Source organism: Pseudomonas sp. RIT623 (assembly GCF_004519305.1).
In the GTDB taxonomy this organism is placed as follows: Bacteria; Pseudomonadota; Gammaproteobacteria; order Pseudomonadales; family Pseudomonadaceae; genus Aquipseudomonas.
Genome location: NZ_SOZA01000013.1, coordinates 66,786 through 80,640, shown reverse-complemented (window position 1 = coordinate 80,640; position 13,855 = coordinate 66,786). Strand labels below are relative to the sequence as shown.

The window sequence follows — 13,855 nt, the reverse complement described above, 5'->3', positions numbered from 1 at the left end:
AGGAAAGCCTGCATCCTGCAAGGCACGGCGCCCCGTAAAGCACAGGGCAGCGCGCTGGCTTGCGAGAGGAAGATTAAAGGCTGTACGGGGCATGGTCACCTGGTAGAAATGACAGGGTGGGTTACACCCTGTCTGGCCACTGCTTTTTTTACGATTTGACTGGTACCAGGTCGAATTGGTCCGCCTGGTATTGGAACAGCAGGCAATCTTCGGCGGCCGTGCAGCCGCTTTCATGGACCAGCTTGCTGGGCAGCTTGTAGTAGGCACCTGCCGGGAACTCGGTGCGCTGACCGTCGATCACCGCGTAGAAGGTACCCTTGATCACGAAGGTGGGCAGGGTCTCGGTATGCTGGTGCAGGCCGTTGTCGGTGCCCTTCTTGAATTTCACGTAGGCCGAGTAGGGCCCCTTGCCGAACAGATCGCCTTCGACATTGGCATAGCTGACCGCTCCCTGGGTACCACTGACTTCCTGCCATTTAAGGGTATTGCTGTCCGGTACGGAGATTAGCGATTCGGCATGGGCCTGGGCGGTGAGGGCAAGGGTGCCCAGGGTGAGGCCGGCAACGAGGGTTTGCAGTGCTTTCATGTGATGGCTCCTTCGCCAATGAAATCGTGGAGCGAAGGTTAAGCAAATATTTTGTGCACAGATACGTCACTTGTTTGCCAAGATTTGTGCATAAATTGCACGGTTATTTATGTCCAGCGTGGCGTTGCATAGTACGTTTGCACGTAGTCGAGGAACGCACGCACTTTCGGTGGCAGGTAGCGACTTTGCGGATAGACGACGTGCAGGCTGCGCGCAGGCAATTGCCAGTCGCCAAGGACCTGCACCAGCCGGCCATCCTGCAGGGCGTCGTGGATGATGAAGCGATCGAAGCTGGCGATGCCAACGCCGCCGATGGCCGCTGCGCGCAAGGCCATCGGCGAGTTGGCGCTCAGGCGTTGGGGCATGCGCACGTCCTGCCAGGCCGTGGCGCGGGTCAGGCGCAGCCGCTGCGGATGTTGCAGGCGGTTGTAGCCCAGTAGCGGGTGCTCGGCCAGCGCGTCGGGGGTGGTGGGGGTGCCGTGGCGAGCCAGATACGCAGGGGCCGCCACCAGCAGCACCTCGCTGGCTGCCAGGCGGCGGGCCACCAGGCTCGAGTCGGGCAGGTGGTCGGTGACCCGCAGGCAGACGTCGACTTCCTCCTCGAGCAGGTCGACGAAGCGATCGGTACAGTTGAGCTCGACCTGCACCTGCGGATAGCGCTCGATGAAGTCCGGCAGCCAATGGCCCAGCTCGAGCTCGCCGAACGCGGTGGCCACGCTCAGGCGCAAGGTGCCGGTGGGCTGCTGGTGGTGCGCGCGGAGCTCCTGGTTCATCGCCTGGACTTGCTCGAGAATCTGTACGCAGTGGCGATAGAACAGCGTGCCCGCCTCGGTCAATTGCAGGCGGCGCGTAGTGCGATTGAGCAATTGGCTGCCGAGGTGGCGTTCGAGGTTCTTGACCTGGCGCGACAGCACGGTATGGGACATGCCGACTTGCTCGGCGGCGGCGCTGAAACTGCCGAGGTCGACGACCCGGCGAAAGGTCTGCATGGCGCTCAACTGGTCCATTGGAGCCTCACTCCTTGCGGCAAGCGGCGAGGCCTTGCGGCCCCGCCGGGTCGCGGTCAGCGCCGAACCAGCAGCACCCCGCTTTCCATGTGGTGGGTATAGGGGAACTGGTCGAACAGGGCGCAACGTTCGATGCGGTGGGTATCCTGCAACTGGGCGATGTTCTGCGCCAGGGTTTCGGGGTTGCACGAAATGTACAGGATGCGCTCGAAACGCCGGGTCAGCTCGCAGGTGTCCGGGTCCATGCCGGCGCGGGGCGGGTCGACGAACACGGTGCCGAAGTCATAGGCCTTGAGGTCGATGCCCTCCAGGCGACGGAACGGGCGGACCTCGTTCAGCGCCTGGGTCAGCTCTTCGGCCGACAGGCGCACCAGGCGCACGTTGTCGACGCCGTTCTCGTCCAGGTTGTGCAGCGCGGCATTGACCGAGGTCTTGCTGATCTCGGTCGCCAGTACCTGGCGGGCGCGGGTGGCCAGCGGCAGGGTGAAGTTGCCGTTGCCGCAGTACAGCTCCAGCAGGTCGTCGTCACGCGCGTCCATGGCCTCGAAGGCCCAGCCGAGCATCTTCTGGTTTACCGCGCCGTTGGGCTGGGTGAAGGCGCCCTCGGGCTGGCGGTAGCTGAAGGTGCGCCCGGCAATCGCCAGCTTTTCGACTGCGTAGTCACGCCCGATCACCACGCGCTTGCCTTTGGAACGGCCGATCACGCTGACGTTCAGGTCGCCGGCCAGTTGCCGCGCGGCGGCCTCCCAGGCATCGTCCAGCGGGCGGTGATAGCACAGGGTGATCATCGCATCGCCCGCCAGGGTGGTGAGGAACTCCACCTGGAACAGGCGGTTGTTCAGGTCCTCGTTACCCTGCCAGGCAGCCTTCAGGCGCGGCATCAGTTCGTTGATGCGCTCGCTGGCGATGGGGAAATCATCGATCAGGATCGCCTTGTGCTTCTCGCCCGGGGCGAACATCGCGTAGTGGCGCTGGCCGTCCTCGCGCCACAGGCGGAACTCGGCGCGCAGGCGGTAGTGCGCGCGCGGCGAGTCGAATACCGCCGGCTCCGGGGCGCCGAATGGCGCCAGCAGCTCGCGCAAGCGGGCGACCTTGGCCGCCAGCTGGGCATCGTATTGCGTGGGGTCGAAGACGGCACTCATGCGGGGAACCAGCCCAACTTGATGACGAACAGGATGGACAGGATCACCAAGGCCGGGTTCAGGTCGCGATGACGACCGGAGATCAGCTTGATGGCGGTCCAGGCGATGAAGCCGAAGGCGATGCCGTTGGCGATCGAGTAGGTCAGCGGCATGGCCAGGGCGGTCACCACCACCGGCGCGGCCTCGGTGACGTCGTCCCAGTTGATCTCGGCCAGGCCCGAGGCCATCAGCACGGCGACGAACAGCAGCGCCGGGGCGGTGGCGAAGGCTGGCACGCTACCGGCCAGCGGGGCGAAGAACAGCGCCAGCAGGAACAGCGCGGCGACCACGATGGCGGTCAGGCCGGTGCGGCCACCGGCGCTGACGCCGGCTGCCGATTCGATGTAGCTGGTGGTGGTCGAGGTGCCCAGCAGGGAGCCGGCCATGGCGGCGGTGCTGTCGGCGATCAGGGCACGGCCCATCTTCGGCATGTGGCCGTCCTTGCCCATCAGGCCGGCCCTCTTGGCCACGCCGATCAGGGTGCCGGAGTTGTCGAACAGATCGACGAACAGGAAGGCAAAGATCACGCTGATCAAGCCAACGTCCAGGGCGCCGGCGATGTCCAACTGGAGGAAGGTAGGGGCCAGTGAAGGCGGCATCGAGACCACGCCGCCGAACGGCGTGACGCCCATCGCGATCGATGCCAGGGTAACGGCCAGGATGCCGATCAGCACGGCGCCGCGGACCTTCATCGACTCGAGGGCGACGATCAGGAAGAAGCCCAGGGTGGCGAGGATCGGCGCCGGCTGGCTGAGGTCGCCCAGGCCCACCAGGGTGGCCGGGTTATCGACGACGATGCCCGCGTTGTGCAGGGCGATCAGCGCCAGGAACAGGCCGATACCGGCAGCGATGGCCGAGCGCAGCGGCAGTGGGATGCTGTTCACGATCCACTCGCGGATACGGAAGATCGACAGCAGGAAGAACAGCACCGCGGAGAGGAACACCGCGCCCAGCGCCACCTGCCAGGTGTGGCCCATGTGCAGGACCACGGTATAGGTGAAGAACGCGTTCAGGCCCATGCCCGGCGCCAGGGCGATCGGGTAGTTGGCGATGATGCCCATGGTCACCGAGCCGATGGCCGCGGCCAGGCAGGTGGCGACGAAGATCGCGCCCTTGTCCATGCCGGTCTCGCCGAGGATGCTCGGGTTGACGAACAGGATGTAGGCCATGGCCAGGAAGGTGGTGACGCCCGCGAGAATCTCGGTGCGCACGTTGGTGTTGTGTGCTTTTAGTTGAAACAGCCTTTCCAGCATGCCTGCTCCCAGGGCGCCCTCGCGCCGTGAATGTATCGACCCCATCAGCAAAGCACAGACCGTACCGGGGGCCGTGGTTTTGTGTGGGGCGGAAAAAAGCCGCGCATCATACCAGCATGCATGGCAGGGGCCTATGGCCATTGGGGCAGTCGGTCGAGTCAGGTGCAATGGCCTGGTTCGCCGGCAAGCCGACTCCTACGGGGCCTTGTAGGAGCCGGCTTGCCGGCGAAAGGGCGTCAGCCGTTGTGCATACGGTCCCGGTGAGTCAGCGTCGGGAACAGCTTCATCCATACCCCGGTGACTACCAGTGTACCGACCCCGCCGAGCACCACCGCTGGCACTGTGCCAAACCAGTGGGCGGTGACCCCGGACTCGAATTCGCCGAGCTGGTTCGAGGCGCCGATGAACAGCCCGTTCACCGCGCTTACCCGGCCGCGCATTTCGTCGGGGGTCTCCAACTGCACGAAGGCACCACGAATGACCATGCTGATCATGTCCGCCGCGCCCAGCACCACCAGCACCGCCAGGGAGAACCAGAACGAGGTCGACAGGCCGAAGGCGATGGTCGCCACGCCGAACACCCCCACCGAAGTGAACATGATCAGCCCGACCTTGCGTTCCACTGGGAAGCGCGCCAGCCACAGCGACATCAGCAAGGCGCCCACGGCCGGTGCCGAACGCAACAATCCCAGGCCCCAGGCGCCGGTGAGCAGGATGTCCTTGGCGAACACTGGCAGCAGCGCGGTGGCGCCGCCCAGCAGCACGGCGAACAGGTCCAGGGAGATGGCGCCGAAGATGTCCGGGCGGCTGCGGATGAAGCGGATGCCGGCCAGCAGCGACTCGAGATTGGCGCGGCCGCGTTGCGCCAGTTGCTGGCGGGCGTCGAGGCTCAGGGTCAGCAGGCAGGCGATGCCGTACAGCGCCACGGTCGGCCCGTACACCCAGGTGCTGCCGAAGGCGTAGAGAAAGCCGCCGATGGCCGGGGCGACGATGGTCGCCGCCTGCGATGCCGAAGCGGATGCCGCCACTGCCCGTGGGAACAGGCCTGCGGGTACCACGTTGGGCAGCAGCGCCTGGGTGGCCGGCATCTCGAACGATCGGGCGCTGCCGAGCAAGAAGGCCAGCACGAAGATCAGTTCGCGGGTGACATGGCCGCTGGCGCTGCCCAGGGCCAACGCCAGGGCAATCAACGCCTGCAGGGTCTGGCACAGGGCGGCGACCTTGCGCCGGTCGTAGCGGTCGGCGACATGCCCGGTATGCAGCATGAACAACACCCGGGGGGTAAATTCGACCAGGCCCACCAGGCCCAGGTCGAGCACGTTGCCGGTGAGCTGGTAGAGGTGCCAGCCGATGGCCACGGTGAGCATCTGGAAGCCGCTGGCGGTGAACACCCGGGCCATCCAGAACGCGACGAACGGGCGGTGATGACGCAGTAATTGCGGGGCTGAATCGGACATCGGTGGCCTGCAACCTCGGAACTAGAGGGGGCAGCAGCTTAACATCTGTTTGTAACATTTGGTTGCTGAAAGCGCGGTGGGACAGCCTGCGAGCCCCGGGTAAAGAGGGTGAGGCAACAGGTCACGCGGCAATCAACCACACATCCGAATGGGTCATTCGGGACTATGCTTCCAAACAGTCGTTGATCTGGGTCAATCCTTCCAGATGCAACGATTGGCCTTTGGGCCGGAATCCCTGCGATCGAACAGAACAATTCCAACGCGGCGCACTCGATACCCGTGGGGGCAGTGGGCGGCAAGGCCATGAGCCCGGTCGCCGGATTACCTGAAGAGGAAGCATCATGTTCGGATTGGAAGCCCTAGAGCTCGCCCGAATCCAGTTTGCCTTTACCGTGTCCTTTCATATTCTGTTCCCGGCCATCACCATTGGCCTGGCGAGCTACCTGGCGGTCCTCGAAGGCCTTTGGCTGAAGACCGGCGACAACACCTACCGTGACCTCTACCACTTCTGGTCGAAGATCTTCGCCGTCAACTTCGGCATGGGCGTGGTCTCAGGCCTGGTGATGGCCTACCAGTTCGGTACCAACTGGAGCCAGTTCTCCGACTTTGCCGGTTCTATCACCGGCCCGCTGCTGACCTACGAGGTGCTCACGGCGTTCTTCCTCGAAGCCGGTTTCCTCGGCGTGATGCTGTTCGGCTGGCACCGGGTCGGGCGTGGCCTGCACTTCTTCGCCACCTGCATGGTGGCGCTTGGCACACTGGTGTCGACCTTCTGGATCCTCGCTTCCAACAGCTGGATGCAGACCCCCCAGGGCTACGAGATCGTCAACGGCCAGGTCATCCCGGTGGATTGGCTGGCCGTGATCTTCAACCCATCGTTCCCCTACCGCCTGATGCACATGGCCACCGCGGCGTTTGTCGCCACCGCGTTCTTCGTCGGCGCCTCGGCGGCCTGGCACCTGCTACGCGGACGCGACAACCCGGCAGTGCGCAAGATGCTGTCGATGGCCATGTGGATGGCCCTGGTAGTGGCGCCGATCCAGGCTGTGATCGGTGACTTCCATGGCCTCAATACCCTGAAGCACCAGCCGGTGAAGATCGCCGCCATCGAGGGCCACTGGGAGAACAAACCCGGTGAGCCGACCCCGCTGATCCTGTTCGGCATCCCCGACATGCAAGCCGAGACCACCCGCTTCAAGGTCGAGATCCCGGCCCTGGGCAGCCTGATCCTCACCCACAGCCTGGATAAACAGGTTCCGGCGATGAAGGAGTTCCCGGCAGAAGACCGGCCTAACTCGACCATCGTGTTCTGGTCGTTCCGGGTGATGGTCGGTCTGGGCATGCTGATGATCTTCGTCGGCCTGTGGAGCCTGTGGCTGCGCAAGCGTGGCACGCTGTACAGTTCGCGGCCTTTCCTTTACCTGACCCTGTGGATGGGCCCCTCGGGGCTGATCGCCATTCTCGCAGGCTGGTTCACCACCGAGGTCGGGCGTCAGCCGTGGGTGGTCTACGGGCTGATGCGTACTGCCGATGGCGTGTCCAACCACAGCTATGCGCAACTCGGCTTCACCCTGGTGATGTTCGTGGTGGTCTATTTTGCGCTGTTCGGTACCGGCATCGGCTACATGATGCGCCTGGTGCGCAAAGGGCCGAAAACCGGTGAGGGCGATGAACACAACCCCGGTGGCCCAGGCCAGCAACGCACGCCGGCGCGGCCATTGTCCGCAGCCGATGACGGCCATGAGGCCGACTCCGCCAGCCTGAACAAGGGGAACTGAGATGGGTATCGATCTTCCGCTGATCTGGGCCGTGATCATCATCTTCGGCGTCATGATGTACGTGGTGATGGACGGCTTCGACCTGGGTATCGGCATGCTCTTCCCCTTCGTCAAGGACGAGCGTGACCGTGATGTGATGATGAACACCGTCGCCCCGGTATGGGACGGCAACGAAACCTGGCTGGTGCTGGGCGGCGCGGCGTTGTTCGGCGCCTTCCCGCTGGCCTACTCGGTGGTGCTCGAGGCGCTGTACCTGCCGTTGATCCTGATGCTGGTGGGGCTGATCTTCCGTGGCGTGGCCTTCGAGTTCCGCTTCAAGGCGCGGGCGCACAAGCGCCATATCTGGGACAAGGCATTCATCTGGGGCTCGCTGGTGGCGACCTTCTTCCAGGGCGTGGCGCTGGGGGCGTTCATCGAGGGCTTCAAGGTGGTGGACCGCAAGTACGCCGGCGGCACCCTCGACTGGCTGACGCCATTCACAGTGTTCTCCGGCTTGGGCCTGATCGTCGCCTACACCTTGTTGGGCTGCACCTGGCTGATCATGAAAACCGAGGGGCCGCTGCAGCAGAAGATGCATGACGTGGCGCGGCCATTGGCACTGGTGCTGCTGGTGGTGATCGGTATCGTCAGCCTGTGGACGCCGCTGGCCTATCCGCAGATCGCCGAGCGCTGGTTCAGCATGCCCAACCTGGTGTGGTTCATGCCGGTGCCGATCCTGGTGCTGGTGACCTTCTACGGCCTGCTTCGGGCGGTGCAACGCAATGCCCACTACACACCGTTCCTGCTGACCCTGGTGTTGATCTTCCTTGGCTACAGCGGGTTGGGCATCAGCTTGTGGCCGAATATCATCCCGCCGTCGATCAGCATCTGGGATGCTGCGGCGCCGCCGCAGAGCCAGGGCTTCATGCTGGTGGGCACGCTGTTCATCCTGCCGTTCATCCTGGGCTACACCTTCTGGAGCTACTACGTGTTCCGCGGCAAGGTGACCCACGAAGACGGCTACCACTAGGAGCGCCAAGCGATGACTGTGGAACAGAAGAAACCGTTGTGGCAGCGCCTGGGCTGGCTGGTGCTGATCTGGGGGCTGAGCGTCGTGGCGCTGGGCATCGTCGCCTACGGGATGCGCATGTTCATGAGTGCTGCTGGGTTGAGCACCCATTAAGTTGGCAGGGGCCGCAAAGCGGCCCCGTTCATTTGCGCGCTTTCAGCACCACGAACTTCGGCGTTGCCGCCACCTGCTCGACGCCCCTGAACAACCGCGCCAGCTTGCTGTGGTAGCCCAGGTGCCGGTTGCCGACTATATACAGCGCGCCACCCACCTCCAGCGCCTCGCGGGCCTGCTGGAACATGCGCCAGGCAAGGAAGTCGCCGACTACTTGCTGCTGGTGGAACGGTGGATTGCACAGCACCACGTCCAGCGATTGCCTTGCCTGCCCGGCCAGGCCATCGGCGGCGCGGATCTCGACTGCACGCGCGCCCAGCGCCACCTGCCAGTTTTCCCGGGCCGACTGCGCCGCCATGTACGACTCGTCCACCAGCGTGTAGTGGGCATCCGGGTTGGCCAAGGCGCTGGCGATCGCCAGCACGCCATTGCCGCAGCCCAGGTCGGCCACCCGGGCTTGACCGAGGTCGCGTGGCAGGTGCGGGAGGAAGGCGCGGGTACCGATGTCCAGACCTTCGCGGCAGAACACGTTGGCGTGGTTGATCAGCTCGAGGGCAGGGGTATCCAGGCGGTAACGACTTGGATAGGGGGAGTGGGCCAGTGGACGTTCGGCGACGGTTGCGGTGAGCAGCCGGGCTTTCTTCTGTGCCAGCGAGGCTTGCACCGGGCCGATGTACTTTTCCATCAGCTCGCCCGCGGCGCGGGGCAGGTGCTTGATCATGGCCCCGGCGATCACCTGGGCGCCGGGCGCCAGGTGGCCTTGCAGACGGATCAGTTGCTCCTCGAGCAAGGCCAGGGTCTTGGGCACGCGCACCAGCACGCGGTCGAAAGGGCCGTGCCAGGCATCGCTGGCCGGCACGAACGGCACTGCATCGTATGCTTGGCCGTTGCCTGCCAGGTTCTTTTCCAGGGCCATGCGCGCCAGGTGCGAATCACCGCTGCTGGTCACCTTCATTTGCCCGGCCAGGCTGGCGGCCAGGGCGCCGAAACTGTCGTTGAGCACCAGCACCCGGCAGTTGGCGCCAGGCTGCTGGGCCGCGAGGTGTTCCAGCAGGTACTGGTCGGCGGCATCGAACGCTAGCAGCGGGTCGTGGGCCTGCTCCGGTTGGCGGATCAGGTCGAGGTCGGCAAAGGGGCTGTTGAACAAGGGCATGACGTGGGGCTCAGCTGCGAATGTCCCCGGCACGGTGCGCGACGGGGTCGAGGGGAGAGGATTCTACAGGCCTTTGCCGGGGGGAGGGGTATGCTCCCGTATATCTTGGTCGCGCATGATATAGGCCGCGGACATGGTGCTCGTGGCACCAGTCTTCTTGCGCGCATTGTTCGAGTGGAAGTGCACCGTGCTTTCCTTTATCGACAGGGCCCTGGCCACTCGCTTGGCGTTTTTCAACTCGATAAAGGCATAGAGCACCTCCCGCTCACGCTTGCTCAGGTTAGGTATTGGCACGGGAGAGGGAATTTCGGGCAGGTGATAGTTGTAAAGCGCGGCATGGAGCCTGCTGCCAAGCAGTAACACCCGAGCCTCGTGCTCATAGAACTCCTCGGTGCTGATAGGACCATGGCTGCGGAATACGTTCAGAACGGTCGAGTTCTGTCGGGCATCAAATACTGATTGACTCCAGCCATGGGAGAAGGAAATACCAAACTCGGCCGCTGTTTCGCACAGGGGCATGGCTTCATCGAACAGACGGCCGTGCCAGAAAAGTGGAAGTTCTCCATGACAATGATTATCGTTTGAAATTGAAGGGTCGAAGTCAAAGAGCTTGTCAGCTATGTAGCGTTGGTCCCAGGCAGGAGCAAAACTGCTGTGGTGATAAAAGTGCACTGTGGGGCCCGCTGTGCAAATGCGCAGAGTGACGCTTAGGCAATCCAGGCCTGCCGGTGCTATCAGCGATTGAGCGTGGCTGATCAGGGCGCGAGGGCCGCCCTGCTTCAGTACTAGATCGAACTGCTCAGGCGTCCATTCTGGCATCGACATCGGTAACGCTCCACGTGGATCCATTGTTCAGCAATACGGGTCGAGTGTAGGAAAACTTCCCGTCCGGTGCTGGTTTTTTTGTTATAGGTGCCGCGCTTTCATCGTGTCTTCATGTCAGCTTTTACGGATGCCCTACAATCCGACGGTGTTTATCCTTGACGCTTTGCGCGACACTGGGCGCATCTGATTCCTGGAGCCCGTCATGACCGCCAGCGCCGACAAGTTCACCCGCCAGACCCTGCTCGACGTGCAGCCGTTCACCCCCAACCTGTTTTCCTTGCGCGTAACGCGCGACCCGGGCTTTCGCTTTCGTGCGGGGCAGTTCGCCCGGTTGGGCGTGACCAAGGCCGATGGCAGCGTGGTCTGGCGGGCTTACTCCATGGTTAGCGCCCCCCATGACGAATTCCTCGATTTTTTCTCCATCGTCGTGCCGGGCGGCGAGTTCACCAGTGAGTTGAGCCGTTTAGGCGAGGGGGACACCCTGTTGATCGATCGACAGGCCTTCGGTTACCTGACTCTGGACCGCTTCGTCGGCGGACGCGACCTGTGGTTACTGGCCACCGGTACTGGCATCGCGCCCTTTATGTCGATCCTCCAGGACTTCGAGGCCTGGGAGCGGTTCGACAACATCAAGCTGGTGTACTCGGTGCGCGAGGCGCAGGAACTGGCGTATGTCGACGAAATCTCCGGGCTGGAGCAGCGCGACTACCTGGCCGAGTTCGCCGGCAAGCTGCAGTTCATTCCGGTGGTCACTCGCGAGCGGCATCCGGGGGCGTTGAATGCGCGCATCACCACGCTGATCGAGAACGGCGAGCTGGAACAGGCGGCGGGGTTGGCGCTGTCGCCGGAGCATTCGCGGATCATGCTCTGTGGTAACCCCGAGATGATCGACGAGACACGCAAAGTGCTCAAGGCACGCGATCTACAGTTGAGCCTGAGCAAGCGGCCGGGGCAAGTGGCGGTGGAGAACTACTGGTAAACCACCGGTGCCTGCACAAGCTTCATGCCTTGCTGCTGACCACCATCTTGCGCGCATGGGCCAGGGACTCCTTGGTCAGGTCGATTCCGCCCAGCATCCGCGCGACTTCCTCCACGCGCTCGCGCTTGCCCAGGCTGGCGACAGCGGTATGGGTGGTGTCGCTGTTGCGCACCTTGTGCACGAACAGGTGGTGGTGCCCTTGCGCCGCCACTTGCGGCAGGTGGGTCACGGTCAGCACCTGGCCGCGTTCGCCGAGGCGGCGCAGCAGTTGCCCGACGATCTCGGCCGTAGGGCCGCCAATGCCCACGTCCACTTCGTCGAACACCAGGGTGGGGATGCGTGAGGTCTGGGCGGTGATCACCTGGATCGCCAAGCTGATGCGGGACAGCTCGCCCCCCGAGGCGACCTTGGCCAGCCCCTTGAGCGGCTGGCCGGGGTTGGCGCTGACCAGCAGCTCGATTTGCTCCAGGCCGTGAGGTGAAAGGTCGCCATTGTCGAAGGGCGTGAGTTCGATGCAGAAGCGCCCGCCGGGCATGCCCAGGCGCTGAATCTCCTGCTCCACCGCCGTGGCCAGTTGCTTGGCCGCCTGCTGGCGCAGGGCGCTGAGTTCGCTGGCCTTGTCTTTATAGTGCTGGGCGAAGGCCGCCAGCTCCTCGCCCAGTCGCTCGAGCGACTCGTCGCTGGCGTTAAGGCTTTCCAGTTCCTCCATCAGGCGCTGTTGCAGGTGCGGCAGTTCGGTTGGGTGCACGCGGTGCTTGCGGGCGAGGGTGTAGATGGTGTCGAGGCGTTCCTCGAGGTCCTGCAGGCGCATGGGGTCGGCATCGAAGTGGTCGAGGAAGCGGTTGAGCTCGCCCACGGCCTCTTCCACCTGAATCTGCGCGCTGGCGATCAGGCTGACTGCTTCGCCGAGGGCCTTGGGCGCGTTGGCTACGGCCGTGAGGCGGTTGAGGCTGACGGTCAGGGCGCTGAGCACATTGCCAGAGTCACTTTCGCTGCATTGGTCGATCACCTGGCGGCAGATGCCGAACAGGGCTTCGGCATTGGTCAGGTTCTTGTGCTCTTGCTCGAGTTGCTCGAGTTCGTGCTCGCCAAGGCCGAGATTGTCCAGCTCCTCCAACTGGTAGCTGAGCAACTGGTGGCGTGCGCGCTGCTCGTCTCCGGAGTTACGCAGGTGCTCCAGCTCCTGGTGTGTCTGGTTCCAGCGCTTGGCGGCCAGTTGCACCTGGCGGGCCAGGTCGATGGCGCCAGCGTATTCGTCCACCAGGCGGCGGTGGGTGTCGGTTTTCAGCAGCGACTGGTGTTCATGCTGGCTGTGAATGTCGATCAGCAGTTCGCCCAGCGCCTTGAGATCGCCAAGCGGGCAGGGCGTGCCGTTGATGTAGCCGCGGCTGCGGCCTTCGGCGGTGATCACCCGGCGCAGGATGCACGGGCCGTCGCTTTCCAGGTCGCGCTCGGCGAGCCAGGCATGGGCCTCGGGGATGTCGACCAGGTCGAAGGTGGCGAGGATATCGGCCTTGTCGGTGCCTGGGCGCACCACGCCGCTGTCGGCGCGGTCGCCCAGGGCCAGGCCCAGGGCGTCGAGCATGATCGACTTGCCAGCCCCGGTCTCGCCAGTGATGACGGACATGCCGCGGGCGATCTCGAGGTCGAGGTGTTCGACGATGGCGTAGTTATGGATGGACAGGTGCACCAGCATGGGGCGGCTCCCGAAGGGTTTTGTCTGGATATTTATACAGTGCTTTTTGCTGGTCTGCCAATAGCAGCCTGATGAATGTGGAAAAGCACATTGCCCCTTGAAGCCGGTTTTTCCGGCCCCATATAGCTGGCAAGACAAGGCGAGCATGGCTCGCACAACAGAAATTGCGAAGGAGAAACCCGATGGCTGACGAACAGCTGGATGAGAAGAACCTGAATTCCGAAGAAGCCGGTGCAGCAACCACTGACGCGCGCGTTCTGGAGCTCGAGGAGCAGCTGGCCGCCGCCAAGGATCAATCCCTGCGCGTTGCCGCCGATCTGCAGAACGTGCGCCGCCGTGCCGAGCAGGATGTCGAGAAGGCGCACAAGTTCGCCCTGGAGAAGTTCTCTTCCGACCTGCTGCCGGTGATCGACAGCCTGGAGCTGGCTTTGGCGCACTCCAGCGCCGAAGACGAGAACGTCAAGAAGATCCGCGAGGGCGTCGAGCTGACCCTGAAGATGTTCCAGGACACCCTCAAGCGCTACAACCTCGAAGCCGTCGATCCGCTCGGCCAGCCGTTCAACGCCGAGCACCACCAGGCGATGGCCATGCAGGAAAGCGACAGTGCCGAGCCGAACAGCGTGCTGAACGTGTTCCAGAAAGGCTACCTGCTCAACGGCCGCCTGCTGCGCCCCGCCATGGTGGTGGTCAGCAAGGCCCCGAGCGCGCCGCAGCCTTCGATCAACGAAAAGGCTTGAAATCCGTCGGGACACCCCCATCTAGGTGTCAAGCCTTCAAG

At 63.8% G+C, this 13,855-nt stretch carries 13 protein-coding genes; 5 read left to right on the top strand and 8 right to left on the bottom strand.

Features of this window, described 5'->3' with window-relative positions:
- Window positions 1-148: 148 nt before the first annotated feature.
- The 5 genes from E3U47_RS11715 to E3U47_RS11695 form a co-directional block, all read right to left on the bottom strand.
- Window positions 149-586 (bottom strand): cupin domain-containing protein, encoded by a 438-nt coding sequence (locus E3U47_RS11715; RefSeq protein WP_134691600.1) that lies wholly within the window; start codon window positions 584-586, stop codon window positions 149-151.
- A 107-nt stretch (window positions 587-693) separates the two neighbouring features.
- Complete coding sequence (locus E3U47_RS11710; protein ID WP_134691599.1) at window positions 694-1,593, bottom strand: LysR family transcriptional regulator; 900 nt, start codon at window positions 1,591-1,593, stop codon at window positions 694-696.
- Between the two features lie 56 nt (window positions 1,594-1,649).
- Complete coding sequence (gene trmA, locus E3U47_RS11705) at window positions 1,650-2,735, bottom strand: tRNA (uridine(54)-C5)-methyltransferase TrmA (protein ID WP_134691598.1); 1,086 nt, start codon at window positions 2,733-2,735, stop codon at window positions 1,650-1,652.
- Window positions 2,732-4,027 (bottom strand): NCS2 family permease, encoded by a 1,296-nt coding sequence (locus E3U47_RS11700; RefSeq protein WP_134691597.1) that lies wholly within the window; start codon window positions 4,025-4,027, stop codon window positions 2,732-2,734. Before E3U47_RS11700 ends, trmA begins: the two co-directional genes overlap by 4 nt.
- 236 nt (window positions 4,028-4,263) lie before the next feature.
- Entirely contained in the window at window positions 4,264-5,484 is a 1,221-nt protein-coding gene (locus E3U47_RS11695; protein WP_134691596.1) for an MFS transporter, read from the bottom strand.
- A gap of 341 nt (window positions 5,485-5,825) precedes the next feature.
- Here E3U47_RS11695 and E3U47_RS11690 point away from each other — a divergent pair, with 341 nt between their 5' ends.
- From E3U47_RS11690 to E3U47_RS11680, 3 genes are read left to right on the top strand one after another with little or no spacing between them, the layout of a single operon-like run.
- Complete coding sequence (locus E3U47_RS11690; RefSeq protein WP_134691595.1) at window positions 5,826-7,262, top strand: cytochrome ubiquinol oxidase subunit I; 1,437 nt, start codon at window positions 5,826-5,828, stop codon at window positions 7,260-7,262.
- Between the two features lies 1 nt (window position 7,263).
- Entirely contained in the window at window positions 7,264-8,271 is a 1,008-nt protein-coding gene (gene cydB, locus E3U47_RS11685) for a cytochrome d ubiquinol oxidase subunit II (protein WP_134691594.1), read from the top strand.
- A gap of 12 nt (window positions 8,272-8,283) precedes the next feature.
- Window positions 8,284-8,424, top strand: coding sequence for a DUF2474 domain-containing protein (locus E3U47_RS11680; protein WP_134691593.1), 141 nt, complete (start codon window positions 8,284-8,286; stop codon window positions 8,422-8,424).
- A 28-nt stretch (window positions 8,425-8,452) separates the two neighbouring features.
- On the opposite strand, the gene E3U47_RS11675 is transcribed toward E3U47_RS11680, so the two are convergent.
- Both E3U47_RS11675 and E3U47_RS11670 read right to left on the bottom strand, forming a co-directional pair.
- The gene (locus tag E3U47_RS11675) at window positions 8,453-9,577 is read right to left on the bottom strand and encodes a methyltransferase (protein ID WP_134691592.1); all 1,125 of its coding nucleotides are present in this window, start codon (window positions 9,575-9,577) and stop codon (window positions 8,453-8,455) included.
- Between the two features lie 63 nt (window positions 9,578-9,640).
- Window positions 9,641-10,402, bottom strand: coding sequence for an autoinducer binding domain-containing protein (locus tag E3U47_RS11670; RefSeq protein WP_167659474.1), 762 nt, complete (start codon window positions 10,400-10,402; stop codon window positions 9,641-9,643).
- 202 nt (window positions 10,403-10,604) lie between these two features.
- Here E3U47_RS11670 and E3U47_RS11665 point away from each other — a divergent pair, with 202 nt between their 5' ends.
- Window positions 10,605-11,381 carry a ferredoxin--NADP reductase gene (locus E3U47_RS11665; RefSeq protein ID WP_134691590.1) on the top strand — a complete coding sequence of 259 codons (777 nt, stop codon included), beginning with the start codon at window positions 10,605-10,607 and terminating at the stop codon, window positions 11,379-11,381.
- Window positions 11,382-11,403: 22 nt separating this feature from the next.
- Here E3U47_RS11665 and recN read toward each other — a convergent pair whose 3' ends face one another.
- Complete coding sequence (gene recN, locus E3U47_RS11660; RefSeq protein WP_134691589.1) at window positions 11,404-13,077, bottom strand: DNA repair protein RecN; 1,674 nt, start codon at window positions 13,075-13,077, stop codon at window positions 11,404-11,406.
- A gap of 164 nt (window positions 13,078-13,241) precedes the next feature.
- On the opposite strand from recN, the gene grpE reads away from it, so the two are divergent.
- Window positions 13,242-13,814: a nucleotide exchange factor GrpE gene (gene grpE, locus E3U47_RS11655; RefSeq protein WP_256660263.1), complete on the top strand. Its 573-nt coding sequence runs from the start codon at window positions 13,242-13,244 to the stop codon at window positions 13,812-13,814.
- Window positions 13,815-13,855: the final 41 nt, after the last annotated feature.

Excerpts from the sequence above, each read along its gene's own strand:
- E3U47_RS11715 (WP_134691600.1), bottom strand. The coding sequence starts at position 586 with ATGAAAGCACTGCAAACCCTCGTTGCCGGCCTCACCCTGGGCACCCTT.
- E3U47_RS11710 (WP_134691599.1), bottom strand. The coding sequence starts at position 1,593 with ATGGACCAGTTGAGCGCCATGCAGACCTTTCGCCGGGTCGTCGACCTC.
- trmA (WP_134691598.1), bottom strand. The coding sequence starts at position 2,735 with ATGAGTGCCGTCTTCGACCCCACGCAATACGATGCCCAGCTGGCGGCC.
- E3U47_RS11700 (WP_134691597.1), bottom strand. The coding sequence starts at position 4,027 with ATGCTGGAAAGGCTGTTTCAACTAAAAGCACACAACACCAACGTGCGC.
- E3U47_RS11695 (WP_134691596.1), bottom strand. The coding sequence starts at position 5,484 with ATGTCCGATTCAGCCCCGCAATTACTGCGTCATCACCGCCCGTTCGTC.
- E3U47_RS11690 (WP_134691595.1), top strand. The coding sequence starts at position 5,826 with ATGTTCGGATTGGAAGCCCTAGAGCTCGCCCGAATCCAGTTTGCCTTT.
- cydB (WP_134691594.1), top strand. The coding sequence starts at position 7,264 with ATGGGTATCGATCTTCCGCTGATCTGGGCCGTGATCATCATCTTCGGC.
- E3U47_RS11680 (WP_134691593.1), top strand. The coding sequence starts at position 8,284 with ATGACTGTGGAACAGAAGAAACCGTTGTGGCAGCGCCTGGGCTGGCTG.
- E3U47_RS11675 (WP_134691592.1), bottom strand. The coding sequence starts at position 9,577 with ATGCCCTTGTTCAACAGCCCCTTTGCCGACCTCGACCTGATCCGCCAA.
- E3U47_RS11670 (WP_167659474.1), bottom strand. The coding sequence starts at position 10,402 with ATGTCGATGCCAGAATGGACGCCTGAGCAGTTCGATCTAGTACTGAAG.
- E3U47_RS11665 (WP_134691590.1), top strand. The coding sequence starts at position 10,605 with ATGACCGCCAGCGCCGACAAGTTCACCCGCCAGACCCTGCTCGACGTG.
- recN (WP_134691589.1), bottom strand. The coding sequence starts at position 13,077 with ATGCTGGTGCACCTGTCCATCCATAACTACGCCATCGTCGAACACCTC.